Origin of the sequence: Nostoc commune NIES-4072, from assembly GCF_003113895.1 — a bacterium.
Lineage (GTDB): Bacteria > Cyanobacteriota > Cyanobacteriia > Cyanobacteriales > Nostocaceae > Nostoc > Nostoc commune.
The window spans coordinates 4,556,981-4,582,613 of record NZ_BDUD01000001.1 but is presented as its reverse complement, the minus strand read 5'-3'; the positions used below and the strand labels follow the sequence as shown (position 1 = coordinate 4,582,613).

Below are 25,633 nucleotides of genomic sequence, written 5' to 3'. Positions count from 1 at the left end.
TTATAAGTTAACAGTTTTGAAACGTAACTGTAGTGCCTACCAAAAACCAAGCTTTCTTAATTATTGATTATAAACTATAGTTACTAATAAGTTATTTTAATTAATATTGACTTAATTAAAATATATCTGCTGGATCGGCAGAACGTAATTTGCGGACTGCGATCGCACCAGAAATAATGCACATTAACATAGTCAAAATCAACACCATTACTGCCCGATCAAAACTCATAAAAACTGGTAGTAATGTTGCATTTCTAGCGCTATTGTACATAAATAAAGCAAAAACTATTCCCGGAAGATATCCTAAAATTGCTAATAATAAAGCCTCTTGAAGAATAACTGTCAATAAATAGTTTTGCGTGTAGCCTATCGCCTTGAGAGTAGCGTACTCAGCTAAATGATCTGCAACTTCTGTATAAAGGATTTGATAAACAATCACAGTCCCCACAATGAAACCCATGACAGTCCCTAATGTAAAAATAAACCCGATAGCTGTACTATTTGCCCAATAGTTTCGCTCAAACTCAATAAATTCTTCCTTAGTTAACACATTTACTTCACTGGGTAAATACTTTCGTAATTCTTGGGCAACAATATTAGCATTAGCTCCCGGCTTTAATCTAATTAGTCCAATATCAATTAATCCTTTTTGACGATTACTGAATATCCGCAGAAAGTTAATATCACTTGTAATTAAATTACCATCTGCGCCAAATGATGCACCTAATGTAAATAGTCCTACGACTTTAATTCGCCGCCTTCGCACTTCTGTGGTTACAGTCTTACCTTGTTCATAATTAGCAGCAATTGGCCCATACTCCACTCTAGAAGAACGGTCAAATAGAACTACATCAGGTAGTTTAAGTTTATCTAAATTCTCTTGAACTCCAGGTAAATTAACTAGGTTAGTTTCTGGGTTCATTCCAAATATCAGGATACTACGAGGGCGGCCTGTTACAGGGTTTTTCCAAATTGTAAAGTCTAAATATATCGGATGTACTGATTGGACTGCGGGTAATTCTAAAGCTTTATATAACCGTCTTTGAGAAAAGCTCCTCATCGCCAGAACAGCATTAGATTGACTGTTGATTAAAACAATATCGCCTTGCAAGCTGTTATGGAATCGAACGTTACTATAATATAAGGCATCCCGGAAACCGAGTTGCATAAACATTAAAATATCAGCGAAAGCAATTCCTGCTAAAGCCACAGCTAGGCGAGTTTTTTCTCTTGTCAGTTGTAGCCACGATAGAGGTATTTTTTGACTCATTTTATAGGCATCCAAGCACAGTTAGAAATTTTAGATTTTAGATTTTCCATTGAATATATTTTGATATCTTGTTACCGAATTGATAAAGTTTTTTGAATTGAAAAAAGCCTAAGTAAGAGCATTGTAAATCCAAAATATCAAATCAAGAATTGATATGAATGCTCACCTATAACTTGATTAGTTATTAATATCAACAACAACTTTGGCGTAAGTTAAACCAGAAACTTTCTGGCTATCTTCTGGAGACAGAGCAATTTTTACTTCTACGACTCTGGCATCCACATCTGCTGCTGGATCTGTATTCAGCACATCTTTTTTACCAATTTTTCTGCCAATTTCAGTTACAGTTCCCTTTAATTCGCCGCTAAATGCTCCATTATCGCTGCTGATAGTGGCGTTTTGACCAACACGCACTTTACCAATACTGTCTTCGGCAACTTCAGCAATCACAAACATTTGGCTGGTTTGTCCAATTTCAGCAATGCCATTTGCACCGATCGCTTCGCCTGATTTGGTGTAAACTTTTAAAATCTCTCCAGCGATTGGTGCTTGAACGTAGCTTAACCTTAGTTCTGCTTCGGCTTTTCTGATATTTGCGATCGCATTACTAACTTGGGCTTGCGCTACTTGCACATCGGTAGGACTAACGTCTAAAATTCTGCTCAGTTTGGCTTTTTCTTCATCGATTTGTCTTTGCAAAGTTGCTACGGTTTTATCACGGTTAACCTTGGCTTCGATTAGCTGTTGTTGCAAAGTTGCTAAATTTTGTATTTGGGTAGCTCTGGCTTCGGCAAGTTGCTGTCGTAGAGTTGCTAATGTTTGTTTTAGCGTAGCTTGACTTTCCGCCACCTGTTGATTAGAAGTTACTGCACTCAAGCGTCTTCTATCTCGCTCTTGCTGAGAAATAGCACCTTCTTTGTATAAATAATCATAGCGTCCAGCATCGACTTGAGCATTGCGCTGTTCAGCTTTAATACGTGCAAGCGTTGCTCTGAGAGCATCTCTTTGCCCACTGAGTTCAGCTTCTAAGCGATTTACAGTTGCTTGTTGGACAAGTTTATCACCACTTAACTGAGCTGCAATCCGTGCGATCGTTGCTTGCCCTGCATTCCTTTCCCCAATTAACTGCGCTTGTAGGCGAGCAATAACTGCTCTTTGGGCTTGAATATCTCTTGGAGATCCAGCTTTGACCTGCGCTAAATTGGCACGGGCTTCTTGCACTTTGGCTTTTGCCTCTTGTAGTCCGGCTATTTGGGTATCGCGGTTATCCAAAATCGCAATAATTTGGCCTTGCTTTACCTGTTCACCCTCTCTCACTAGAAGTTGCTGAATTCGTGACGATGGTGCTAATCCTGATGATGGGGCGGACAATTTAACAACTTCGCCTCGCGGTTCTAAACGCCCAACAGCACTAATGCTATTGGTAGATGGCATTACGGGGGCAGATGTAGTTAGTTTTCTCAGCTGCTCGATTTTAGCTGTACCTAGTATCCCAGCAGCGATTACTATTGGCACGGCTACAGCAATACCCCACCAAATTTTAGGTTGTTCTTGATTAAATGCCTGCTCACTTGGCTTTGGCTTTTCAGTCACCCTTGACATAGTATGTTGCCCATTTAACTGAATTGTGCTGATGGAAGTAAAAATAAAAAGGTTTTTAATCAACAGCCAGCCGCTTAGGACAAACAACAGTGGTTTAAAGCTGGGTATGGCTTAAAATCCATCGCGTGATGAACGCTTTACAAAATGGTGTTTTCTATAGTGCTTCTTGTTTGTATGCAATACATTTTGACCTCACTTCCATTCCTCTCTCCTAAAAAGAGAGAGGCTTTGAATATTACTCCCCAACGCTAGCTCTTAAGGCAATACTTTTCGGTTAAGCATTTTTAACTTGGAATTGGGTTTTGGGTAAAGGTTAAAGGTTTTTCTTTCTCCTTTTCCCCTTCCCCTTTCCCCCTTAACCGAAAAGTATTGGCTCTTAAAGGGCTGGGGCTTAGGTCTGTATTGAAACCTAGAAACGCTATAGTAGCTGGCTATTCAATAACTCTGAGTATTATTGAGACATGAGTGCAATGGACGTTAGCAAAATTCACAAGCAGTATAAATCTAGATGTAGAGACGCGATGTATTGTGTCTGTACACAAAATCCTAAATTGGTATGATGCGGTATACTGCTACATTCACTACGGCTATAGTTAGTCAAAAAATTGAAAAGAAACGTCAAAAATAGACTGTTGCCTTTGCTGGATACAATCTTGGTACAAAAGTTAGTCTTCCTTAAGTGAATCAAGGATTAATTAACTAAAAAATATCTGTCAACTTGAGCATTTCTAACATTAGAGTTTCCTTAACTTTCTGGTCAATGACTTAGCAGGACTAGTTGCTTGCACTACCTACCAAGACAACAAACCGTTTTGTAATATTCGCTTCAAAGACCTTACTATTCTCCCTGTTGCTGTTTTGGAACTCCATTAAACTCTCGTTGAATGAATTCTACATTTATCCGTTACGCGAAAACGTAACAGAGCCTACAGATGAAGGGGATGAGGCAGATGATTAAGTAGGGAGATCGAATAGAACTGTGGTCATGTAATTTTCTGCCCAAGCTGGGCCAAAGGCTTTTTCTAGTACGCGGCGGGTTTTATCGTTTTGCTGCTGTTTAGTGCAGTAGTTGTGTTGTCCGGCGAGATTTTGTGTAACTTGTTCAGATGAAACAGGATGTGAGGCGATCGCTTGGGTGCAGTGAATGTCTAAAAATTCTCGCACCCGCGAGAGAAATATTGTTTCTTCTTCTGAGGAACTGGGGCGCACAAAGATGCAAAAATCCGAAAAAATATCTCCCCATTCAGGTAATTCACGGGGTTGGGAAAAGTTAAGCACTGTTAGCCGTGTCAGCGCAGAAGTATAAGATTCTGGTAAGGTTCGCCCTAATTGGATCGGAGAAAGGTCTGCGATCGCTGCACTAATTTGACCTCTACCCCCAACTAAATCGCAACCAAACATCGGCAGGTTGTATTCTGGACGGGGAAACATGACGCAGTGCAAAATATCCAGCATATTTCCGATTTTTGCCAGTTCCAAATGCATTTTTCGGAACTGTGGCGTTTGATAGCAACGGTTTTCAATCGTCAATTTTTCCCCTTCTAGTCTACCTTCCACATATCCCAACTCATCAGGCAAATGGTAGGGCGATAAATCCAGGTGCTGATGCCAAGCTGCCTCAATACAGTCAGCTAGCTGACGAATTAGGGGATGTTGTTGCTCACGCAGCGAGGGTATAGAAGTAAATGACATATTCTAGTTGGCAATGCGATCTAGTGGCCAGTCTACAACCTGTTGTGCCATAGCTGTTGTGGTCTGCAATATAAGCAAACACTTGCACCCAGCCAACGTAAATTTATAAGACAGATGCTTTTCAGAAGTATTATTTATTTTGTAGTCTAGGTTACAGAATTAATTTTGGATTAGCCCATTCGGAAAGGCTAATAGAAAGCTATGAAACTAGATTTTCGCAGACCAGATTTTGCTGTGCAACCAAAAAGACAGAATCTGGAAGGTTTGCAGCAGTTAAGAGCTTCTACTTGGGTGAAGCTTTTGCAACTTCCCAACCCCTTTAGTTTTGACGAAGCACTTTTATTGTGTCCGGTTTCAGCAGATGAGTGGTTAGCCTGGATTCCAGATCATGGAGAGGCAATACTCAATATTAAGCAATTTAGTTATTAGTCATTTGTCATTTATCATTTGTCATTGGTCAATAACTTTAGACAAAAGACTATTGCCAGAAATCAGTGGCATCGTATCCTAGTTCCGCTAGCATGTGCCGTAGCAGGGGTAAACTGAGTCCAATAACATTGGTGTGACAGCCTTCGATTTTTTCGACAAAGAAACTACCAAAACCTTCAATTGCAAAGGCTCCAGCACACTTAAGGGGTTCACCAGTGGTAACATAAGCAAGAATTGCGCGATCGCTCATTTGGGCAAAGTAAACTCTTGTAACTTGACACTTGACTATAGTACGGTTTTGAGATATATCAATTAAGGCATGACCCGTGTACAAGTCGCCAAAGTTATCTTGCATTATCTGCCAACGAGCGATCGCTTCAGAAGTGTCTGGTGGTTTGCCGTAAATTTCACCATTCATCGACAAAACCGAATCACAACCCATAATTAAAGCCGATTCAAACTGTGGTGCTACAGTTTGTGCCTTGTATTGGGCAAGAGTTTTGACCAATTCTGCTGGTTCACTTAATTCAATTTGCGATTCATCAAAATCACTTGCTCGAACTATCGGTTCAATACCAACAGTTTGTAACAAGCGGCGTCGGGCTGGGGAAGCTGAGGCAAGTACAAAAGGTGGAATTTTCATGATATTTCCGACAAACTTTGTAATTGGGAATAGGGCATGGGGCATTGGGCATTGGTAATTCAGTTTCTTCTCTATTCCCTATTCCCTATTCTCCATTAATAAACAGTAAAAGAATTGACAACCTCATCAATCATTCGTTTAACTCTCGGCCAGCGTTTTTCAGGAATTGAGGCGTTGAGGGTAAAAACTTTACCACGGCTAACAGCGACGCTGGCAATGTTGTGTCGTTCCTGTTGATTGGGGAGTTTAACCTCATACTCTAAAAGGTAGTATATTTTACCATCTACTTCTCGCTGTGCAGCATTGACTAATTCAGCTGAACGACCAGAGTCAGGAGGTGCAAGAGCTGCTTTTCCTAACTTATATCCTACTTCTGTTGGGGTTCCCAATTCTGACAAAGTTTTGCCTTCTGGTACTGGGCTAATCACAACAGAAACATTTTCAGACACCTCAATCAAATCGTGGAAAACTACATCTGGGCCATTGGCAACTTTAACTTGCAGCCAGCCGTTAGGATATAAAAACTGATAGCCATCATTAGTGTCTACAAAGCTTTTGAGCCCAGATGCTGCCGCTACATCAGAATTACTTAGGCTGAAGCTCAACACCAATAGCAAAATTAATATAATTCGTTTCCACATTTTTACAGGTTCCTTTAGGCTGGAGATAACACCAGGCTTGTATCATTTCTTGTTATTATTCTCCCACCAAGCGGCACGCTTCAGATGAGGCATTATATCGGGAGAGATAAATACTCAAATGTCGGCAAATACTCTTTGATGTAAGCTGTTCGTCATCTAGTTTTACAAGGCAATCTAAGACAGGAAACAGTTTCAGTCGCTAAATTATCAAATTTAAATGCGCGACAGCTTATCACCTTACTGATGAAGCGGTGTGAAATGCATAAAGTAATCGCGTATGCTTTCGTTTCCGGCTAATGTCGTATTTGCTTGATCTATGCTTGATTTATTAGTTGAAAATCTGATATTATCAGAGTGCCGAGGTAAAATAATCATGAGGAGTTAAACGATGATAATCGCTGGTTTAACATACCAAGAATTAGAACCTGCATTAGAAGCAAATATAGTTGGTGGACAATCAGCACCTCCAGCCGTATTCCAAGGAACTTCAAGTGGAGTAACTACCGTTGCGAACTTTAACCCCAACGGCTCTGCTACACTGGCTAACTCAAATAGTTTTTCCAGCCTTACCGGATCGTTTCCTTCTTTCGACGTTAACTTTGGAACCAGCACAACTACTCAATCTATACCAACATTCCCTCGCTAGGGCGTGTTTTTAAACTCGCTTTATGCTTAGAGGTTGTTTGAAAAGTTGTAAAAGTATACTCAAAACCCTTTTATTGAAAAGGTTTGATCCCCGTCAGCCGACGCTCAAACTTTACGTTCTCCAAACCTATCCCCCATAGGGCTACCGTGTATACACAAGTCGAGTTACCCCCCTTAATCACCCCTTATAAAGGGGTGAAATAAGAAATCTTGTTCCCTCCCTAATACGTCGGGGAGGGTTAGGGTGGGGTAAAACTGACGCTAAAAACCAGGTGATTAAGCTATTTCAGACTTGTGTATATACCGTAGCCCATAGGGAGAGAGGCTTTGAAACCCCCATCCCTTGTAGCGAAAGCTTGCTCGGGTGATTAGGTTTCTGAGGTTTTGATGTTAATAACAATACTTTTCAAACATCCTCTTCGCTAGGCATAAGTTACGCGCAAGTTTCTTTGCGTGTTCATTCCTTTGTCTTGCTAGTCTCAAATGTTTGCGGGCATCTAATGCCACGCGCTTTCTTTAGTCTGGTTGACCCTTTTTTGTTTTTGTAAATATTACGTTACACCCGCTTGATATCTTTCTCTGATGAGCGAAGATATCGCGGGTTTTCTTTATGATTGCCATTGCTATCATACATAGAAATACTCCAACCCAACATCAACACCGATTTCAGATGTAGTTGGTGGTGCATCTTGTTTGTTAAGTTGTACCACATTTAGTTTGTAATAGCAGCATTGCTTTTATTTTTAATTTTTCGTCCCCATTTACAGCAGAATTCAGAATACAGAATTCAGGACTAAAACACGCTTGATACCTGGGTAACAATGGCTACTCAGTGTATCTCCTACAAACCTTACCTGAAAAAGCTTTCGGTCTGAGCGTACAAAATTCCCAGATTGGCACAGTGTTGTCAAATACGTAATTTCCAATCTCTCGCCTGAACCATCAGCCGCCATCGGTTAGAAACCTACGGATAAGCTGTTCCACAAATAATCTTGCATAATTAGGGCGGGCTTTTCGGCCCACCCCACAAGAGTTATATTAATTTTGAATATGCAAACTAGATGTGGTTTAGCTTAATAGCGAAAGTCATCTTAAAGATGACAAAAGAAAGTCAAAGAAATTAAAGGCTAATTGAAAACACAAAAAACCCCGACTTGATAGCCGAGGTAGATGGGAGAATTCCAAATGTCGATGGGATATACGGATGCCGAAATCTTTTTTTCTTAGCTAAAACCAGTTAGATAGTTAAGTTTGGTCTTTGCTAAGTTATGTAAATAAATATAACAATAATATTACAAATAGTCAACTAGACTTGACAAAAAAAGACTGATAACTCTCATAAGAAGTACTTATCAGCGACAGTATGGGATTATTTTTGAAGGTGTGGTAGGTGAAGTAGCGAAAATACAATAGTTACTGGCTAAGATAGTGAGATGAAAATGAGAATCCATCTACTGTAAAGAGTAGAAAGACTGAGCGATTAACTACATAAATCAGGGTAGTTGGAATTAAGCCAGAGATTTGAGAAGCTAGCTACTAGATCACCAAAGTCTTTACAATTCCTTTGTTACCTCAAAAAATATTTCTCGACCTATGACGAATCAAGCTCCTATCCCGGTTATTGTCAACGGTGCTGCTGGTAAAATGGGCCGTGAGGTGATTAAGGCAGTAGCGCAAGCGCCAGACTTAAACCTAGTGGGTGCAATTGACCACAGTTTAGAACATCAAGATAAAGACGCTGGAGAGTTGGCGGGTTTAAGCGAACCCCTGGAAGTGCCAATTACGAATCAATTGGAACCGATGTTGGGGTATGTGGCTGGCGACAGACAGTCTCCTCCAGGAGTGATTGTAGACTTTACCCATCCCGATTCAGTTTATGACAATATTCGTAGTGCGATCGCCTACGGTATTCGTCCTGTAGTTGGCACCACTGGGTTAAGTCCAGAACAAATTCAAGACCTGGCAGACTTTGCCGACAAAGCTAGCACTGGTTGTCTAATTATTCCTAATTTTTCCATTGGCATGGTGCTATTGCAACAAGCTGCGATCGCAGCCTCTAAATATTTTGACCATGTAGAAATTATCGAACTACATCACAACCAAAAAGCTGATGCTCCCAGTGGTACTGCCATCCAAACAGCGCAGTTATTAGGAGAATTGGGTAAAACTTTTAACCCTGCTCTTGTAGAAGAAACCGAGAAATTAGCAGGAGCAAGGGGTAGTATAGCAGATGAAGGAATTAGAATTCATAGCGTCCGCTTGCCAGGATTGATTGCTCATCAAGAAGTTATTTTTGGCGCAGCAGGACAGATTTATACTTTACGACATGATACGAGCGATCGCGCTTGTTATATGCCAGGAGTGCTACTAGCGATTCGCAAAATCTTAGCGCTAAAGTCGTTAGTATATGGATTAGAAAAGATACTTTAAACACACTATTGCTCATTCATCACTCAGCACTCATGTTAGTACCACTGACTCGCCAGAAATTTGAACAAGTTGTCCCCCTAATTGCAACTGGTTTGCAGTACAAGTACTACTGGGGGAAGTTCTCAAATTTTTTGCAACGGCTGTTAATTTCTGTAGTTGCCGTAGTTGTTATATTGCTTGTAATAGTCATTTTTAAGCTTGAGTTTGCTTCAATAGTATTTGTGGTGGGAGTAATTAGCGCTTTTTTTTGGTTGTGGTATCCAGTGTTTCAAGCAAGTATGCGGAATTTACAATGCCGCCGTTACAAGTATGGCGGCTTTTTCCGTGGTCGAGTGCTAGATTGGTGGATTACAGACCAATTGATGGGTAAAACCGAAACAGTAAACAGCAAAGGCGAATTGGTAATTATAGAAAATCGAGAAAAACAGATTAACCTAGAGGTAGGTGATGAAACAGGATTTAGCATTGAGTTTGTAGCACCATTACGTTCTGCATACAAAGTTATAACTCGCGGTCAAATTGCAGAAATGGTAGTGATGTCAAATCGTTCAGATTTGAGCATTATTGAAGAATTCAGCGATATATACTTTCCTAGCCGTGACCTGTGGGTTAGCGATTATCCTTATTTACGGCGAGATTTCTTTAACGAAGTTGGTCGCCGCTTGCGTGAAGACCAACAACAAAAGCCGCGTCGGCGGCGTCGTCGCACAGAAGAGTAAACTAGTCAACAATCAAAAGATTTACAAACGAGATAATCTAGGTTCCTTGCTCGGCACTAATTAGGGACTTCCAAATAAAAAAATAATCAATCATTTTAGTAAGCAGAGGGAGCAGGGGAAGAAATCGGATAGTCGTATTGGATACAGGAATTGAGTAATTTAATTTTTGGAAGTCCCTTAACAAAAATATCTGGATCTTGAATATTTTAAAATAGTATTTGTTATAGAGAGTCCGATAGAGCCGACGTTCCTAACTCCCGCGATTTCTATCTTGTCCATAGGCTTGCCAAGCCAAGTCTACCAATCCATCAACGATCGCAGCTGCTACAACTGCATTACCTTTGCGGCTATCAATTGTAATGTGAGGCACTAGAGAGTCTTGTAAACGTCGCTTCGCTTCATCAACATCTACAAATCCCACTGGAGTTGCAATTATCAAAGCAGGTCTAATTTCCTCAGCTTCAATTAAATCTACCAGTGCTGTTAGTGCTGTTTGCGCTTGTCCTACCACAAAAATGCCCTCTGGATAACGCCTTGCTAAGGTTTCTATTCCCCATGCTGCCCGAGTCTTTTCTTTTTGAGGACGTGTCAGAGCTTCCATGCTGCAATACAGGGGATTAGCAAAGGTGTTTTGAATCTCGTAGGCAATACCTACTTGCACCATTGGCACATCTACCACAATTGTAGTACGCGCGGCTAGTGCTGCTGCTCCTGCTTGCAAGGCACGCTCAGAGAAACGAATCAAAGACTTATACTCAAAGTCAGCTGTAGAGTATATTACCCGACGTACAATCTCATACTCTGCGGGTGAAAAGACATGATTTTCAATTTCACTATCAATGATTGCTAAACTTTGAGCATCAGTTACGTGCCATTCCATTTTTGTTGAGCTTCTCAAATATTAGCTTTCAGCTTATCAGCTTCAGAGAGTTAGGAGTTAAGAGTTAAGAATTATAAGTGAATTAAAAACTCCTAACTCCTGTACAGACGAGATTAATCGCTACTCATTCATATCTCATTACTGGAAGAAGACCGACTGAAAACAGGGGATAGGTAAGCAACCAAGACCCCAATAAGAAACCCAGAGATATTGCGAACTAGAGGTAACCAGTCGCTTGTGCGTGTCACCACTGGCCCAATGCCAAAGGCAAGAAACAAGATTCCCCACAAAGGTGAGAAAATTAAAGCCCATTGCCAAGCAAAAACTTGTCCTTTCTCGCGGGGTTGAGCTGCAAATCCACAAATCACCCCACCAATAACTGAGGTAATCAAGGTGAGAATCCATTGCTCTCGTGGCAGTCCGGGGACAACATTGCAACCACCTTTGAGTAAACAGCCTTTAACGGATTCTAAAGCTTGCAAAATGGCTTGGTCTTCGCCTTGTTCTCGGACAAAGTACAAATTACCGAAGCGGGTTTGCAGTTCTATCCAAAACGTCCGGGGTAAAAGTTCATAAACAGCATCGCCGACGCTAAAACTGAGGATGTTACCGCCACGAGAATCGGCAACGAGTAGAATGCTTTTGTCATCTAAACCCCAATATTTTATAACTGCCCGACCTGGAGTGCGGTCATATTGGGTCAATACTCGCAGTTTCCAACCCGTATCAGCTTCAAACTGTTCTAAATCTTTGACAAGCTTTTCTTCTTGGAGGACAGGAAGAGATTTTGCTAAGTCTACAACTGGGGTAAAGGTGTCAGGGAGTAACTCAGGATTGTCATAAGCCAGTGCTGGGGGAGAATGCATGACCCAAATTGACCCAGCCAGAAAAAATACTGCAATGGATACCAGAATTCGTCGCCAAAAACAAGATTGCATGAACGTTTTTATACAAATATTAACGGTAAAAGCGAACAAGTTGTTTTAAAAGAGTAGTGGAAAAGTGATACTTCTTTACACTTGTTTACTTTACTCTAATCTAAGGGATCAAAGCAAAACGTTTTTGGGTAGTGGGGATCGGGAGTGGTGTTCGTGCTTAACAGCAGATGAGGTGTATTTTGTCAATCAGTTTAAATACACAAAATATTTTTAATGTAAATGATAATTGTGGATCGATAGAGAGTTATTATGTTATCGTTTTATGCCTATGATTGCCTTTATTATTATCATCAGAAAAAAATTAACAACTCAAAATTGACCAGAAATAAAAAGGTACAGAGCAAATAAATTTATTTATGGGGTTAGTAAATTTTTGACTTTTGAATGCGTGACTTTTGACTTCCCCATTCGCGCAGCGTCCCCAAAGGTTGGGGCTGACTAAGCCATAGCGGAGTTCCCCATACAATACGAAATGAATGATTAGAGGTGAGAGATGACTAACAAAGAATTATTAATCCAAGAAATAGAAAATTTACCGCCGGAGTTGCTAACAGAAGCACTTGATTTGATACGTTCTATTAAGGTTAACTATACAAAAAAAGAGTTGGAAGCAGGTCAGCTTGAAACTATCCCTTTAAGGGATTCTAGAGAAACTTCTAGCGATCAAGAGCAACTTACATACCGTCCTGCTTCCGGGCGCTCCATCCTTCGACACGCTGGCACTTGGGAAGGTGACGACTTTGAAGAATGCCTTCAAGCAGTATATGCTACCCGTGGTCAAGCTAAATTTGATGACGAAAACCTATTTGAATAATGCATTTACTCGATACAAATCATTGTAGTGCCATTATTTTAGGTGAGGCAAATGTTATCCATCGCGTAAATGAAGTTGGAGAAAAGCGAATGTAGCCTTTATCAAAACTGCGATCTCCGCTAGGTTTTGCAAATACAAATAAATCCCCTACTGAACTGTCCCAAGATTTATATTGCTTATTAAAGCTATCTACAAATTTGCAAACAACTTCGTATGTACTTGGTTCATAACAGAAATTTGGGAACAAGCACATTTCTCCTAGAAAGACGGCTTCATTAAAATATGCTTCACCTGTTTTCCCAAATTGCCGAATACAATGCCAAAGTTTATCCATAAACAAAAAAATCACTTTTTTTAGCTAATGAAATAGTACGTTTTGACATCGCAACAAGGAAGATTAGCAATGCCCCATGCCCTTTTTTTGGTCAATCTTCATCATCAAAATTGTTTTCCCAGCTAGCGGCATCGCTGTAACCGTCATTAGTGCGGTACACTTCTGTTTTGCTCCGGCGATTTTCTTGCTTGAGTACTTCTCGTTCTCGCAACGTTAGTGGTGGTTTTTCATTGCTTGGCAAGCGATCGCCTGTTCGCCTTGTGGGTTTTTGGCGCGTGAAGTTTTTCCAAGCAGCTTTTGCGCCCACAAAGATGCTGCGTGTACCTACTTGCAGATTTTGAGCCTGAATTCTTGCACTATCAAGGCTTTGATCGACTTGTTTGACAACTTTATTAGCACTTTTTACACCTTCACTGACATCATCAGTTAAGTCAGTGATTTCCAAACCAGTCACACGGATAGCCTCTAAAGTGGGCGGTAACTCCCGCGATAGTGTATCAAATAGCTTTTCTGCACTACGGGCAGCGCGTGCTAACTCCTGCAAAGCCGGTATTGCCGCCACTAAAACCGCAGTCAAACTTGTGGCGACTAAGAGTAAGGAAAGTCCCAACCAAAACAGGGGTTCAATCACGGTTGTGTCATTTATGAGCGTTCTAATTGCTGGGGAAGAGAATCTGAGTCTTCAACAGATGTTTGCCGCTTCAAGACTTGGTTTTCTCGTTGACTGGCATCTACACCTGCTGCGATCGCTTCCCGTAATCTATCTAAAGTTTCATCCCAGTTTCGTAGTGCGCTAGCAGATAGACGATCTGCCTGGATTTGCACACTCGTTGATAAATCCTCTGCCAAGTCTGGGATAGCATTGGCAGATTTTTTCAAAATTTTACGCGTTTCGCGCCCTGTGCGCGGAGCCACTAGCAAACCGGTCAAAGCACCGATAGTAGCTCCCAGCATCAAACCGCCAAAAAATACTCCAGAACGGTTATTAGACATCTTGTTGTTTCTCTCCTTACACCCATTTTAGGTGGGTTTTCTCTCCTTGTAAGACTTGACCCATTTTATTCAGGTAATCTATCGTGACAACATATCAGCCAAAAATGTTGCTTTTATTCATTAAAATATCAAAACCATTAATTACTTATAATTTAAAATTCACGGTGTCCCCGTCTCATCGTGTCACCGCGTCCCTGTGTCAGCACTAATTATAAATGTTCATGTGTTGGCATAACTCATTTTCCAACAGTTCTTTTCGCTGGTGTTAACTCTAGCCTACGAAAATAACGTTGCCAGATTTGCTGTCCCAGCAAAAGTAGACTGATAATTTGCCGTATTTGTTGGATTTGCATTTTTAGTACTTGATTTTTCTGCCGTAAGTTATAAATACTCTTTTGGCTGAGATAAATATTTTCGGGTGCTTTATTCAGTGCTGCATGGGTGCAACTTTCATAAGCGGTTAACCTATCTGCTATGTATGTTAACTGCTGCTTGAGTTGCCACACTCGCCTAGCTACATATAGTAGTATCAGCGAAATCAGGGTGTTAATGAGGATAACTAAAATTACCATTCTTTCTGTTCACCAGTATCAGCTTTGAGGAATTTTTCTATATACTTGACTTGATTCTTATTTAATGATTAAGAAACTAAAAAAGAGAATTTATGCCATAAAGTATAGCCAGGATTATGCAATAAAAAGCAGTTAGATGATGCTCTGAGCGTTATTGAAGGCTTTACTGGGTGAAATTTAGTCTAACAAAGGCTGATGGCTAAAAAATTACCAATTCGCCAATTTTGTAACCACCAGATGCCCACAGTTTGCAAAACCACAGTTACAATTGCCTTAGATTCACGACTCGGTTTGCGAAATCAACCCGTATGCTCAATAAGCCCCAGCATTACTACATTCCACTCCTTAACCTGATAATCCTAAATCATTTGCGACCTTTGTGGAATGTAAGCACAATGGTATAGCCCCTTCAGACGGTAAGAGAACTACACTACACTCTTTACCAGAGGCTCCCCAGTATCACCTTTATTATTGTGCTTTTACCTCTACCAGTTTTCTATTCTGTCGCCTGAACTTAACTAAGATTTTGCTTGCAAAAACCTCACTTGAAGTTCACCAAGCAAAAATTGCTGGGTGTGCGATGGGGAAAGGAGAGAGTTGATTAATTCTTCTTCCCTTAAAAAGGCTTTGTCTAATTCCCTCTTCGTTAAAAAATGTTAAGAAGGATCAAGCCTTAACTCAAGCGTATTGCCTTTAACCTCTTCTTTGTTGAAGGCTTCCCAATACGGTTCGGTTAAAGGGCAAAGGGAAAAGGGGAAAGGTTTTCAATACATCCTTTACCCTTTACCCCTTACCCTTTCCCCAGACCACAAGGAAAGTGAAAAATGCTTATCCGAACCGTATTGGAAGGCTTCCACCTGGTATTTAACTAATCCGTTACTGATAATCATTATTTCTATACATCCAGTAGGAGTTTAGGATGTCAAAAAAATTACCATCAACTAATTCTTTCCGAGCTATTCTTGTCGCCTTGACGATTGGATTTGTTGGATGTGGAAATCAAACTGCAAGAACTGCATTTACTCAGACTACCACTCAGGTAAATGAGAATCTTCCCAGAGTCGTTGCAACTACAAGTGTATTATGTGACTTAACCAGACAAGTTGCCGGAAATACAGTTAACCTCACCTGTTTAATTGACCCTAGTGCCAACCCCCAATTTTATAAACCAAAGCAGGAAGATCGTAGAGCCATTGAGCAAGCTAATCTTATTCTTTATAGTGGCTATAATTTAGAACCAAATCTGATCAAATTAATTAAAGTGACTAAAAACACTGCACCGAAAATAGCTGTTGGTCAAGTTGCGGTGTCTAAGCCACAAAAATTTCAGAAAGGGGACAAGAATGTAACTAATCCTCATCTTTGGCACAATACCAAGAATACTATTAGGATGGTGGAAGTAATTAATAGTAACCTGGGAAAATTAGAATCTAGCGAAGCAGAGGCTTATACCAGCAATAGCAAAAGAATCACAAATGAACTCACTCAACTCGATAGCTGGATTAAGTCAAGAATTTCTAGTATTCCTGCCAAAGAACGCAAGTTAGTTACAACCTCTAATGCACTGAGTTATTACGCTAAAGCATACGGTATTCCATTAGCAGGGGGATTACAAGCTATTAGTTCTAACGAAAACCTGACAGATGCAAGAATGAAAAATTTGGTTACAAATATTAAACGAGCTAAAGTATCAACAATTTTTCCAGAGGCGGCAATTAACCCTAATTTGCTTCAAACTGTAGCCAAACAAGCCTCAGTAAAAATTTCTGACAGGAAGTTGTATGCCGAGGGACTTGGTGAACCCGGAAGCGAGGCGGACACTTATCAAAAAATGATGATTGCCAATACACGCACAATTGTAGAAGGGTTAGGAGGAACGTATTTAATGTTTAAAGCGAAAGCTGCTAAGTAGTTATTATAGCTGTCACCTCACTAATCACAGGAGATATGACAAAAGTTATAGCAGTACTGCAACAAGGATTAAATTCAAAAGTACATGCTGAGTTTCTTGAGCGTTTAACTTAGCAAAACTTAAAAATAATGTCTTGAAAAATACAAATTATTAATGTAAAACGTGATATTAGGAGCCGGGAAAGTTTTCCCTTTTTTCAGACAGTCTCCCTTGGGAAATTAGTTAACAGCATTTTTGGTGTGAGGTAATTCCGGAGAGTCCCGGCGATTAGGGGGAAGGTATTTGGCGAAAGTCTTTGAAAACAGCTTAATTCTCAATTCTTAAAAATTGGGAAAGTTTGTTGTCAGCGATTTATAAACAACACAGTTATGACCACAACTTTAGGAAGAAGCGAAAGCGGCAACCTGTGGAATCGTTTCTGTCAATGGATTACTAGCACCGACAATCGGCTTTATATCGGCTGGTTCGGCGTTTTAATGATTCCTACCCTATTGACCGCTACCATCTGTTTCATTATTGCCTTTATTGCCGCACCACCCGTTGATATTGATGGCATTCGGGAGCCAGTTTCTGGTTCTTTATTATACGGCAATAACATCATCACTGGTGCTGTTGTACCCACATCTAATGCCATTGGTTTGCACTTCTACCCCATTTGGGAAGCTGCTTCAATGGATGAATGGCTATACAACGGCGGCCCTTATCAGCTCATTGTCTTGCACTTCCTGATTGGTATCTTCTGCTGGCTCGGTCGGCAATGGGAGTTAAGCTATCGTTTGGGGATGCGTCCTTGGATTTGCGTTGCTTACTCTGCTCCTGTAGCTGCTGCGACTTCTGTCTTTTTAATTTATCCAATTGGTCAAGGTAGCTTTTCTGACGGGATGCCTTTGGGCATTAGTGGCACGTTTAATTTCATGTTGGTATTCCAAGCCGAGCATAACATCCTCATGCACCCATTCCATCAACTGGGCGTGGCGGCAGTGTTCGGTGGTTCCCTGTTCTGCGCGATGCACGGTTCTTTGGTGACTTCCTCTTTAGTTAGAGAAACGACTGAAAGTGAATCTCAAAACTACGGATACAAGTTTGGTCAAGAAGAAGAAACCTATAGCATCGTAGCGGCTCACGGTTACTTTGGGCGCTTAATCTGGCAATATGCCAGCTTTAATAACTCGCGTTCCTTGCACTTTTTCTTGGCTGCTTGGCCTGTAGTTGGTATCTGGTTGACGGCATTGGGCATCAGTACTATGGCGTTCAACCTCAACGGTTTCAACTTTAACCAGTCAGTTCTTGACTCTAAAGGTCATGTAGTTAATACATGGGCAGATGTGCTAAACCGCGCCAATCTAGGTATAGAAGTGATGCACGAGCGCAATGCTCACAACTTCCCCTTAGATTTAGCGGCTGGTGAGGCAGTACCTCTGGCAACGATAGCACCTGCAATTCACAACAACATTGTGGAACGCGTGGAAGCCACTTGACTTTCAGGCAGTGGAGGAAACGCGCCACGGGTGGTTTTAACCACCGTGAAAAATGATAATATTGTTGTGCGAGTAGGAATAATCATCTGCGCTAAGAAGTGTTTTGTAAGGAGTGACCCCTGACTTGCCTCGTACCTGCACAAATTGCAGCTCTGGGCAAACAAGTAATGGGAAAGCACGGAGCGCACCGAACTGGCAAGTGATGAACTCGGAAAGCATTCTAAGTAAGCGCAATTGCAATATCTCTCGTACTGGTAGTTGTTTTGAGCGTCTAGGGGGATATTTGACTATCCCTTTTAAGCTAAGTCTTAGAGAATCTGCGTGTCTTTAGACCGCAGAGTGTCAAGGTTAGTTGTAATTTAAAATTCACCGCGCTCTCTGTCAAGAGGGCGCTTTTTTATATAAAAATTTACACAGATAAAATTTAAAAAAAATATCTGGTGTATTTGGGTACAATTACTAAATTGTTACTCATCTATATTAGTAAATGCATTGGTATAAATAAAAATAATTATTAAAACTGTAAGCAGTGAATAAACTAACTACTGACGGTTCTCTCCAGAGTTAATATTCATTGTATTTTCACTGATTACAACTCTAAAATTTTAGTTTTTGTCTCAATTCAATATAAAATCTAAAACTTAAAATCCAAAATCAACATGGCAAACCTAACTCCTAATTCTAGTTTTAGTTTGACACTGCGCTTGCAGATTCCCAATCGTGTGGGGATGTTAGCATCGATAACTCAGGCGATCGCAACTACTGGCGGTAATCTCGGTCAAATTGATTTAATCGAGCAAACCCGCAAAGAATCCACCCGCGATATTACTGTTGATGCTGCTAGTACTGAACATGCTGAAACCATTGTGCAAGCAGTCAAAGCATTGCCAGACATCAAGTTACTCAGTGTCTATGATCGCACCTTTAATTTACATCGCGGTGGCAAAATCAGCATTACCAGCAGAATTCCCTTAAAAAGTGTGTCTGATTTAGCAATGGCTTACACACCCGGAGTTGGTCGAATTTGTACAGCGATCGCTCAAGATCCAGAGGAAGTTTATAAGTTAACCATCAAACAAAACACTGTTGCCATTGTTACCGATGGTAGCGCCGTTTTGGGATTGGGAAATCTCGGCCCAGATGCTGCTCTCCCAGTCATGGAAGGCAAAGCAATGCTGTTCAAGGAATTTGCAGGGCTAGATGCTTTTCCCATTTGTCTGGCCACCCAAGATACAGAAGAAATTATTCAGACAGTCAAGAATATCGCGCCAGTTTTTGGGGGTGTGAATTTAGAGGATATCGCTGCACCTCGCTGCTTTGAAATTGAAAGAAGATTGCGCCAAGAGTTAGATATCCCCGTTTTTCACGATGACCAGCATGGTACAGCAATTGTCACCTTGGCAGCATTGTTTAATTCCCTAAAGCTGGTACATAAATCAATGGCGGAAATCCGCATCGTGATTAATGGTGCTGGGGCGGCGGGAGTGGCGATCGCTCGGTTACTGAGGAAAGCTGGGGCAGAAAAAATCTGGATGTGCGACTCTAAAGGAATTATCTCTACTAGTCGTACCGATTTGACAGAAGAAAAACTTGAATTTGCCGTGAAAGCTCAGGGTACATTAGCGGGTGCAATGCAAGGGGCAGATGTATTTATTGGAGTCAGCGCACCAGGAGTTTTGACACCAGAAATGGTGCAATCGATGGCGAAAGAGCCAATTGTCTTTGCAATGGCAAATCCGATTCCAGAGATTCAGCCTGAATTAATCAGCAAAGATGTAGCTGTGATCGCTACCGGTCGCAGTGATTACCCAAATCAAATCAATAACGTTTTAGCTTTTCCTGGAGTGTTCCGTGGTGCTTTAGATTGTCGGGCAAAGACAATTACCACCACAATGTACCTAGAAGCTGCAAGTGCGATCGCTTCTTTAGTTAAGCCTTCAGACTTGGATCGGGAACATATTATACCTTCCGTTTTTGATGAGCGCGTTGTTACTGCTGTTGCTGCTGCTGTACAACAAGCAGCGCGTCAAGAAGGTATCGCTCGGAATTAATTAAAAGAGACTGGGGAACACGTGGCATCATCCCAGATTTTCGGTACGTCTTCAGTCGGGGTAACAGTCCCCGTCTGAAACTCTCTTCAATGCGTGAATTTTGAATTGTTAATCATGGGTTACTGCGATCTAGTCCGCATTCAACACTTTACGAAACACAATCTTATCAGCCCCCGCCGTATAGAAGTCTCGGATGCGAGCCTCCTCTTCATAGCCGTACTTCGCATAGAAACTGCGTGTACGCTCGAAGCTCGCTAACGTTTCTACCAGTAGCATTCGTCCACCGCATGCCTTCAAAGTTTCTTCAACGTAGCGCAGCAGTTTCCCACCGCGCCCTTGTCCCTGGTGGTCGGGGTGAATGGCGATCAATTGTAGGTTCCACGTCTGATCGGTCATCCGTTCAGGCTCACAGTAGGCGACCCCCACTGGCCCGTCTTTGTCATCGTCGTCGGTGATCCAGAAGCGTTCGCTGTCGCTGTTGCCCTCGAGGTAGTCAGCCAGCATGTTGCCGAGTTCCTCAAGCTCATTCGGCTCAAAACCGATTGTGTTGGCTACGGCAATCAGTGCTGCTGCATCTTCGGGTTTTGTAAGTCGGATCATAAAACAGCCTGGTTTTGCAGTTGATGAGCATATTTTACAGTTCGGCCGCTTAATTATGGGGTGTGTCAGATGGAGGACTGGCGAAACACTCGTTCCCATTTGGTGATTGGATTATTTATAGTAGTTCTTTATCGCAAGGATTTTTCGACTGCCATTTTAGAAATAAAGCAACATTATCCAAAACACCACCACTTTGTCAACTGTTTACAATGAAGTATCAAGTTGGGGACGAGTTTTTACAAGAACTGCCGCTTATTTTGGCGGGGCCGATCCTAAAACATACTGAACCCGACTCAGTGACAGTATGGGTGGCACTGAAACAGTTTTGTCAAGTAGAACTCAAAGTTTATGGCACAACAAATGATGGTGAAGTACTAGGAAATTGCTTATTAGAGGGACAACGCTCTACCGTCGCTTTGGGCAAGTATCTTCACATTGCTGCTATAACAGCTCGGTCTATGGAGGAGCATCGTTTAACTAGTAACCGCATATATGCATACGACCTCCAATTCACTCTCGCTGACCAAACGCAGCAAAGGCTACAGCAAGCATTATGCTCACACCCCTTTCCTACAGTCAGCATCAGCTACTTTGAGCATCAAAAACCAACCTTTGTTTTGCCGCCAAACCGTCTGCAAGATTTGCAAATTATTCATGCTTCCTGCCGTAAACCTCACGGTCATGGATTTGATGCACTGCCGATTCTTGACGGTTTGATTGAAGCAAAAGCAAATCAACCCCAACACCGCCCTCACCAGCTATTCCTTACTGGAGATCAAATTTACGGCGACGATGTAGCAGAACCGTCGCTGTGGGTTGCCAGTACGCTTGGTGATGCCCTTTTGGGTTGGGAAGAACAACTTCCTGTGAATGGAATATACTACACTCCGCAGCAACTACCCCCTGGAGAGCGGGCTGATGTGGCGACAAATCAAGCTGGATTGACCGCAGGATTACATAATAAAGCTGAGAAAGTTAACAGTCATCTTTTCAGTCTGGGTGAATATTACGCTACTTATTTACTAGCTTGGTCACCAGTGTGTTGGCCAGCCGCATTTCCCAAAGGACACCAAGTAACGCGCAAGAGAAAAGCTATCAAGAACTGGAACCGACAAGTCCAGCATTTGCGACAATTTATTTATACCCTTGGGAAAGTGCGCCGCGCCCTTGCCAATATTCCCATGTACACCATCTTTGATGACCATGATGTTACTGATGACTGGAATTTGAACCAAGCTTGGTGTTTGCGAGTCCTGGGACATCCTTTAGGACGAAGAATAGTCCAAAATGCCTTGTTAGCTTACACTGTGTTTCAAGGTTGGGGCAATACGCCTGAGCAATTTGCAGAAGGTAAATCCGGTGAAAAGCTCTTGAAGGCTGCACAAGCTTGGTCAGCTTTTAAAGGAAGAGATGCAAAGGCTGATGAAGCGATCGCTCATTATATAGGTATGCCAGCTAACGATCCCCACACAGACTTACCTATTTTAGTTCGAGATGGTGCAGTATTCATTCTAGATCGACATCCTGAAGCAATCACTTGGCACTACATAGTCAGAAGCGATTGCCATCAAGTAATTGTGCTGGATACGCGGACTTGGCGGGGTTATCCAGCCGATCAAAAACCAATTGCACCACCAATGCTGCTGTGTCCAAAAGCCTTTGAGCAACAACTAGTTTTACCTTTACAAGAAATAGCAGAACAAACTCAAATTCAAACTACATTTGTGATTGCGCCCACGAATGTATTCGGACTACAAGTTATTGATTGGATTCACGATTGGCACTTACAACGGGAGAAAGTTTTTTCAACCGATGTTGGAGATGCCTGGAACATTAACGTTGAAGCACTGGCGAAATTTCTAACTACTTTGTTTGAGGAACGTCAACAAGTCGTTATTCTATCAGGAGATATTCATTACAGTTCTGTTGCTCACTTGTCTTATGCACGCACTCATTCCAAATTACAGTCTGTTTTAGTGCAGTTAACTGCTAGTGCATTGAAGAATGAAGAGATTTTGACACGGCTTATTCATACACGATTGAAACATTGGCTGCTACCAGAAAAGGTGCGACATTGGATAGGTTGGATTGATCCACCCAATATGGTAGAAGTTTCAGAGAAACAATTACAGCATAATCGCCAGTTGCTGACTAACTCTGAGTGGCATTGTGTGTTGGAGTGGATACCTCGAAACAGCGTTCAGACTTGTCGCTTCGGAGCAGATATATCATCGTTAATAGCTCCCTGGAAACAAGCCGAAAATGCAAAATGGAAATGGTTACAACCCCTGATGTTTTGGAAATTTCGTTGGGTTCAGGAGGGGCGAGAAGTAGTTGGATTTAATAATTTAGGTCTGGTTTACTTTGAGGTGGCAGATGGGAGTAGTTATTGCAAAGTTATTCAAGATTTGTACTGGTTTTCTTCTTGGTATCCAACCCAAGTTGTTTACAGCCGTTTTGAGAGCCAGTTAACGCCTAATCAGTCATTGTTACGATAACCCCGGAAGATCCCCCCAACCCTCGAAAAGTGGGGAAGGGAGTGGGGGTGGGGTTCTAATGTTCCCAACTAAACTTTTGCTTCCAAGGACTTGAGTAACTCTGTATTCACACCGGATTCACGAGTCAGGGCAATTTTGCCAGTGCGGGCGACTTCTCTCAAACCAAATTTTTGCAACACCTGCACGATCGCTACCATTTTACCTGGATCTCCTACAACTTCTAAGGTGAGAGAATCTTCCGCCACGTCCACCACTCGCGCCCGGAAAATCTGAGACAGTTCGATCACTTCTGAACGATTACTGGTACTAGCATTCACCTTCAAGAGCATCAATTCCCTCTCTACACAAGGAGTTTCGGTAATATCTTGTACCTTAAGGACATTGACTAACTTGTATAGTTGCTTGGTAAGTTGCTCGATAACGCGATCGTCACCAGGTACAACCATAGTAATTCGAGAGACTCCTCCTTGTTCAGCAGGGCCAACAGCAAGGCTTTCAATATTAAAGCCGCGACGGGCGAATAAACCAGAAATGCGGGAAAGAACACCCGCCTCATCTTCTACGAGAACTGAAAGGGTATGTTTCATCTTCGCCAACAGAGGCTAGCACAGGATTTGAGGAAAACAGACTCTAGACGCTACGGCAGAATTCACTTATTCAATCAAAATTCCTTGAGTTACAAACTCTTGACACTTTGTCAAATATATGTTTATTTTTGTCGTAGCGTACTACTGCACTAATTGTCAGTGCGACCTTTTATTGTAAACTCAATAGCTGCACTCATTGCATTCTCTAGAGATAAATAATTGGGCAGAAATCATCCTGTAAGGAGTAATTTCATTGAATGTATCTCTTTTCTTTGGTAGATGCGGCATTTTTGTGAAGCTTTTATACTCAGACTTAACAAGGCTCTAATAGGAGAAAAGTTTTTATGGGTTGGTTAAAAAGACTATTTGGGATGGAAAAACCTCAAAATGCACAAGTAAATCCTACTGCACAGTCAATAGCGCAAGCTCCTAATACTAACGTTGCGTCTACTGCTACGCAATCAATACCCCCAGAACGTGTGGGTTTAAGCGGCGAATATGACCAAAGTGGTTTGGCAAAGCGGGTCGCGTTAGCATTTGATCAAGACCCCCAACTCGATGATGTTAATACCCTTTGGGTTGCTCAGACAGGTAGCACTGTGGTATTGAAAGGTAAAGTTCCCAGTCAAGAAATTCTCAACAAGATGGTTTCTGTAGCTCGTTCTGTTAGTGGGGCTACAGATGTTGACACTAACCAAGCCACGATTGGCTAAGTCTTAAGCAATTCAAAATTCAATAGTGGCAAAGGTATTGGTTGGCGCGATGCCTAGGGCGGGCTACGCCTACGCTCCCATTGCATAATATTTAGGGAGTAAGCAACGGTTAGCGATGCCTGCGGTGGGCTATGCCTACGCTAACCCACCTCGCAATCCAATCTAAAATAGCTTGATTGACTTGTTCAGGACATTCATCATGGGGACAATGACCCACGTCTTCTAAATTCAGCACTTCCAATTTCTCGTTATATTGGGCAAATTGGTTAGCAAGGGCTGGGGGAACAAACCGATCCTTTTGTCCCCAAATTAACAGCATCGGAATTGTTAAGGTTGGTAATACTGTCTTGACACTGGGACTAAAGTTAATACCAATTGCTGCTTTGAACAAAGCACTGAAAGCTCTAGCGGAACCTTTATCTTGGGGAGGCCCTGCTAAAATTTCTATGAGTTCATCGGTAATCGCCTCTGGGTTAGCATAGGCTAAACCTGCCCAGCGACGCAGCACTCCAGGACGGCGCACGAAGTTAAATACAGGTTTAAGAATCAACGGTGAAGCGACAATATTTTTAATTGCTCTGACAACTGGTTGCAGTACAGGCGGGATTGCTTCTTGCTCTAATGAAGGGTCGGGTAAACTCATCATCACCATACCCAGCACCATATCGGGGTGAGTGGCAGCGGCGGCCATAGAAATCAGTGAACCGTTGGAATTGCCTACCAAAATTGCTGGTTGACGAATAAATGTTTTCCAAAAATCGTAAACTTGCTCAACCCAGAGTTCGATGCTGTAATTAGCTGCGGCTTTTTCAGAAGCGCCAAAACCCAGCATATCGATGGCATAAACTGTGTGATGCTCACCTAACACTTCTAAATTATGTCGCCAATGACCAATAGAAGCGCCAAAGCCATGTAGCAATATCAATGGTGTTGTCTTGTGGTGATTTTGGCTAGGGCGAATGTAAGTGTAACGTGTTTGCCAGCCGCGCCAAACCCAATCTCTTTGATTACCAACCCGTTCCTGCCAGTGTAATGTAGTGGTCACAGTCTCCTTTAATTCAGCAGCGTGAAAATACTATTATAAATATTATAAAATTTTCTTTAATTTTAAGATAGGACTTACGCAAAAATGACCAAAAAGTTTCATTTATCGAACCGCCAAGAGCGCCAAGTACGCCAAAAAATAATAATT

General features: G+C 41.7%; 25 protein-coding genes. 9 read left to right on the top strand and 16 right to left on the bottom strand.

Features of this window, described 5'->3' with window-relative positions:
• Positions 1-115: 115 nt before the first annotated feature.
• From devC to CDC33_RS20235, 3 genes are all read right to left on the bottom strand, one after another.
• On the bottom strand, positions 116-1,270 hold the full coding sequence (gene devC, locus CDC33_RS20245) for an ABC transporter permease DevC (RefSeq protein ID WP_109010062.1): 1,155 nt from the start codon (positions 1,268-1,270) through the stop codon (positions 116-118).
• A gap of 177 nt (positions 1,271-1,447) precedes the next feature.
• Positions 1,448-2,872 (bottom strand): HlyD family efflux transporter periplasmic adaptor subunit, encoded by a 1,425-nt coding sequence (locus CDC33_RS20240; RefSeq protein ID WP_109010061.1) that lies wholly within the window; start codon positions 2,870-2,872, stop codon positions 1,448-1,450.
• A gap of 954 nt (positions 2,873-3,826) precedes the next feature.
• Complete coding sequence (locus CDC33_RS20235) at positions 3,827-4,564, bottom strand: phycocyanobilin:ferredoxin oxidoreductase (protein ID WP_109010060.1); 738 nt, start codon at positions 4,562-4,564, stop codon at positions 3,827-3,829.
• 201 nt (positions 4,565-4,765) lie between these two features.
• On the opposite strand from CDC33_RS20235, the gene CDC33_RS20230 reads away from it, so the two are divergent.
• Positions 4,766-4,993: a hypothetical protein gene (locus CDC33_RS20230; protein ID WP_109010059.1), complete on the top strand. Its 228-nt coding sequence runs from the start codon at positions 4,766-4,768 to the stop codon at positions 4,991-4,993.
• A gap of 49 nt (positions 4,994-5,042) precedes the next feature.
• Here the strand turns inward: CDC33_RS20230 and CDC33_RS20225 are convergent, their stop codons facing one another.
• The 4 genes from CDC33_RS20225 to CDC33_RS39880 all read right to left on the bottom strand — a co-directional run bounded on the left by CDC33_RS20225 (position 5,043) and on the right by CDC33_RS39880 (position 7,634).
• A complete protein-coding gene (locus CDC33_RS20225) occupies positions 5,043-5,636 on the bottom strand; it encodes a Maf family protein (protein ID WP_109010058.1) in 594 nt (197 codons plus the stop codon).
• Between the two features lie 95 nt (positions 5,637-5,731).
• A complete protein-coding gene (gene psbP, locus CDC33_RS20220) occupies positions 5,732-6,277 on the bottom strand; it encodes a photosystem II reaction center PsbP (protein ID WP_109010057.1) in 546 nt (181 codons plus the stop codon).
• Between the two features lie 381 nt (positions 6,278-6,658).
• Entirely contained in the window at positions 6,659-6,889 is a 231-nt protein-coding gene (locus CDC33_RS37875; RefSeq protein ID WP_146195843.1) for a hypothetical protein, read from the bottom strand.
• 589 nt (positions 6,890-7,478) lie between these two features.
• The gene (locus tag CDC33_RS39880) at positions 7,479-7,634 is read right to left on the bottom strand and encodes a hypothetical protein (protein ID WP_219930052.1); all 156 of its coding nucleotides are present in this window, start codon (positions 7,632-7,634) and stop codon (positions 7,479-7,481) included.
• Positions 7,635-8,515: 881 nt separating this feature from the next.
• Here CDC33_RS39880 and dapB point away from each other — a divergent pair.
• Complete coding sequence (gene dapB / locus CDC33_RS20210) at positions 8,516-9,352, top strand: 4-hydroxy-tetrahydrodipicolinate reductase (RefSeq protein ID WP_109010055.1); 837 nt, start codon at positions 8,516-8,518, stop codon at positions 9,350-9,352.
• A 32-nt stretch (positions 9,353-9,384) separates the two neighbouring features.
• Positions 9,385-10,071: a DUF8619 family protein gene (locus CDC33_RS20205; RefSeq protein WP_109010054.1), complete on the top strand. Its 687-nt coding sequence runs from the start codon at positions 9,385-9,387 to the stop codon at positions 10,069-10,071.
• A gap of 250 nt (positions 10,072-10,321) precedes the next feature.
• Here the strand turns inward: CDC33_RS20205 and CDC33_RS20200 are convergent, their stop codons facing one another.
• Entirely contained in the window at positions 10,322-10,951 is a 630-nt protein-coding gene (locus CDC33_RS20200; RefSeq protein ID WP_109010053.1) for a precorrin-8X methylmutase, read from the bottom strand.
• A 128-nt stretch (positions 10,952-11,079) separates the two neighbouring features.
• On the bottom strand, positions 11,080-11,889 hold the full coding sequence (locus CDC33_RS20195) for a TPM domain-containing protein (RefSeq protein WP_109010052.1): 810 nt from the start codon (positions 11,887-11,889) through the stop codon (positions 11,080-11,082).
• 493 nt (positions 11,890-12,382) lie between these two features.
• On the opposite strand from CDC33_RS20195, the gene CDC33_RS20190 reads away from it, so the two are divergent.
• Positions 12,383-12,703 (top strand): DUF2281 domain-containing protein, encoded by a 321-nt coding sequence (locus CDC33_RS20190; RefSeq protein WP_109010051.1) that lies wholly within the window; start codon positions 12,383-12,385, stop codon positions 12,701-12,703.
• 19 nt (positions 12,704-12,722) lie between these two features.
• Here CDC33_RS20190 and CDC33_RS38940 read toward each other — a convergent pair whose 3' ends face one another.
• The 4 genes from CDC33_RS38940 to CDC33_RS20170 form a co-directional block, all read right to left on the bottom strand.
• A complete protein-coding gene (locus tag CDC33_RS38940; protein ID WP_181374087.1) occupies positions 12,723-13,037 on the bottom strand; it encodes a hypothetical protein in 315 nt (104 codons plus the stop codon).
• Positions 13,038-13,128: 91 nt separating this feature from the next.
• The gene (locus CDC33_RS20180; protein WP_109010050.1) at positions 13,129-13,668 is read right to left on the bottom strand and encodes a hypothetical protein; all 540 of its coding nucleotides are present in this window, start codon (positions 13,666-13,668) and stop codon (positions 13,129-13,131) included.
• Positions 13,669-13,679: 11 nt separating this feature from the next.
• Positions 13,680-14,030 (bottom strand): YtxH domain-containing protein, encoded by a 351-nt coding sequence (locus CDC33_RS20175; RefSeq protein WP_109010049.1) that lies wholly within the window; start codon positions 14,028-14,030, stop codon positions 13,680-13,682.
• Between the two features lie 236 nt (positions 14,031-14,266).
• Complete coding sequence (locus tag CDC33_RS20170; protein WP_109010048.1) at positions 14,267-14,602, bottom strand: hypothetical protein; 336 nt, start codon at positions 14,600-14,602, stop codon at positions 14,267-14,269.
• 919 nt (positions 14,603-15,521) lie between these two features.
• Between CDC33_RS20170 and CDC33_RS20165 the strand changes: the two genes are divergently transcribed.
• From CDC33_RS20165 to CDC33_RS20150, 3 genes are all read left to right on the top strand, one after another.
• The gene (locus tag CDC33_RS20165; protein ID WP_109010047.1) at positions 15,522-16,514 is read left to right on the top strand and encodes a metal ABC transporter solute-binding protein, Zn/Mn family; all 993 of its coding nucleotides are present in this window, start codon (positions 15,522-15,524) and stop codon (positions 16,512-16,514) included.
• A gap of 368 nt (positions 16,515-16,882) precedes the next feature.
• Positions 16,883-17,992, top strand: coding sequence for a photosystem II q(b) protein (gene psbA, locus CDC33_RS20155; protein ID WP_109010046.1), 1,110 nt, complete (start codon positions 16,883-16,885; stop codon positions 17,990-17,992).
• Between the two features lie 659 nt (positions 17,993-18,651).
• Positions 18,652-20,043, top strand: a complete 1,392-nt coding sequence (locus CDC33_RS20150; protein ID WP_109010045.1) for a malic enzyme-like NAD(P)-binding protein — start codon at positions 18,652-18,654, stop codon at positions 20,041-20,043.
• A gap of 129 nt (positions 20,044-20,172) precedes the next feature.
• Here CDC33_RS20150 and CDC33_RS20145 read toward each other — a convergent pair whose 3' ends face one another.
• A complete protein-coding gene (locus CDC33_RS20145; protein ID WP_109010044.1) occupies positions 20,173-20,643 on the bottom strand; it encodes a GNAT family N-acetyltransferase in 471 nt (156 codons plus the stop codon).
• 209 nt (positions 20,644-20,852) lie between these two features.
• Between CDC33_RS20145 and CDC33_RS20140 the strand changes: the two genes are divergently transcribed.
• On the top strand, positions 20,853-23,141 hold the full coding sequence (locus tag CDC33_RS20140; protein ID WP_109010043.1) for an alkaline phosphatase D family protein: 2,289 nt from the start codon (positions 20,853-20,855) through the stop codon (positions 23,139-23,141).
• Positions 23,142-23,209: 68 nt separating this feature from the next.
• Here CDC33_RS20140 and ilvN read toward each other — a convergent pair whose 3' ends face one another.
• Entirely contained in the window at positions 23,210-23,728 is a 519-nt protein-coding gene (ilvN, locus tag CDC33_RS20135; RefSeq protein WP_109010042.1) for an acetolactate synthase small subunit, read from the bottom strand.
• Positions 23,729-24,072: 344 nt separating this feature from the next.
• Between ilvN and CDC33_RS20130 the strand changes: the two genes are divergently transcribed.
• Positions 24,073-24,441, top strand: coding sequence for a BON domain-containing protein (locus CDC33_RS20130; protein ID WP_109010041.1), 369 nt, complete (start codon positions 24,073-24,075; stop codon positions 24,439-24,441).
• 109 nt (positions 24,442-24,550) lie between these two features.
• On the opposite strand, the gene CDC33_RS20125 is transcribed toward CDC33_RS20130, so the two are convergent.
• A complete protein-coding gene (locus CDC33_RS20125) occupies positions 24,551-25,486 on the bottom strand; it encodes an alpha/beta fold hydrolase (protein ID WP_109010040.1) in 936 nt (311 codons plus the stop codon).
• Positions 25,487-25,633: the final 147 nt, after the last annotated feature.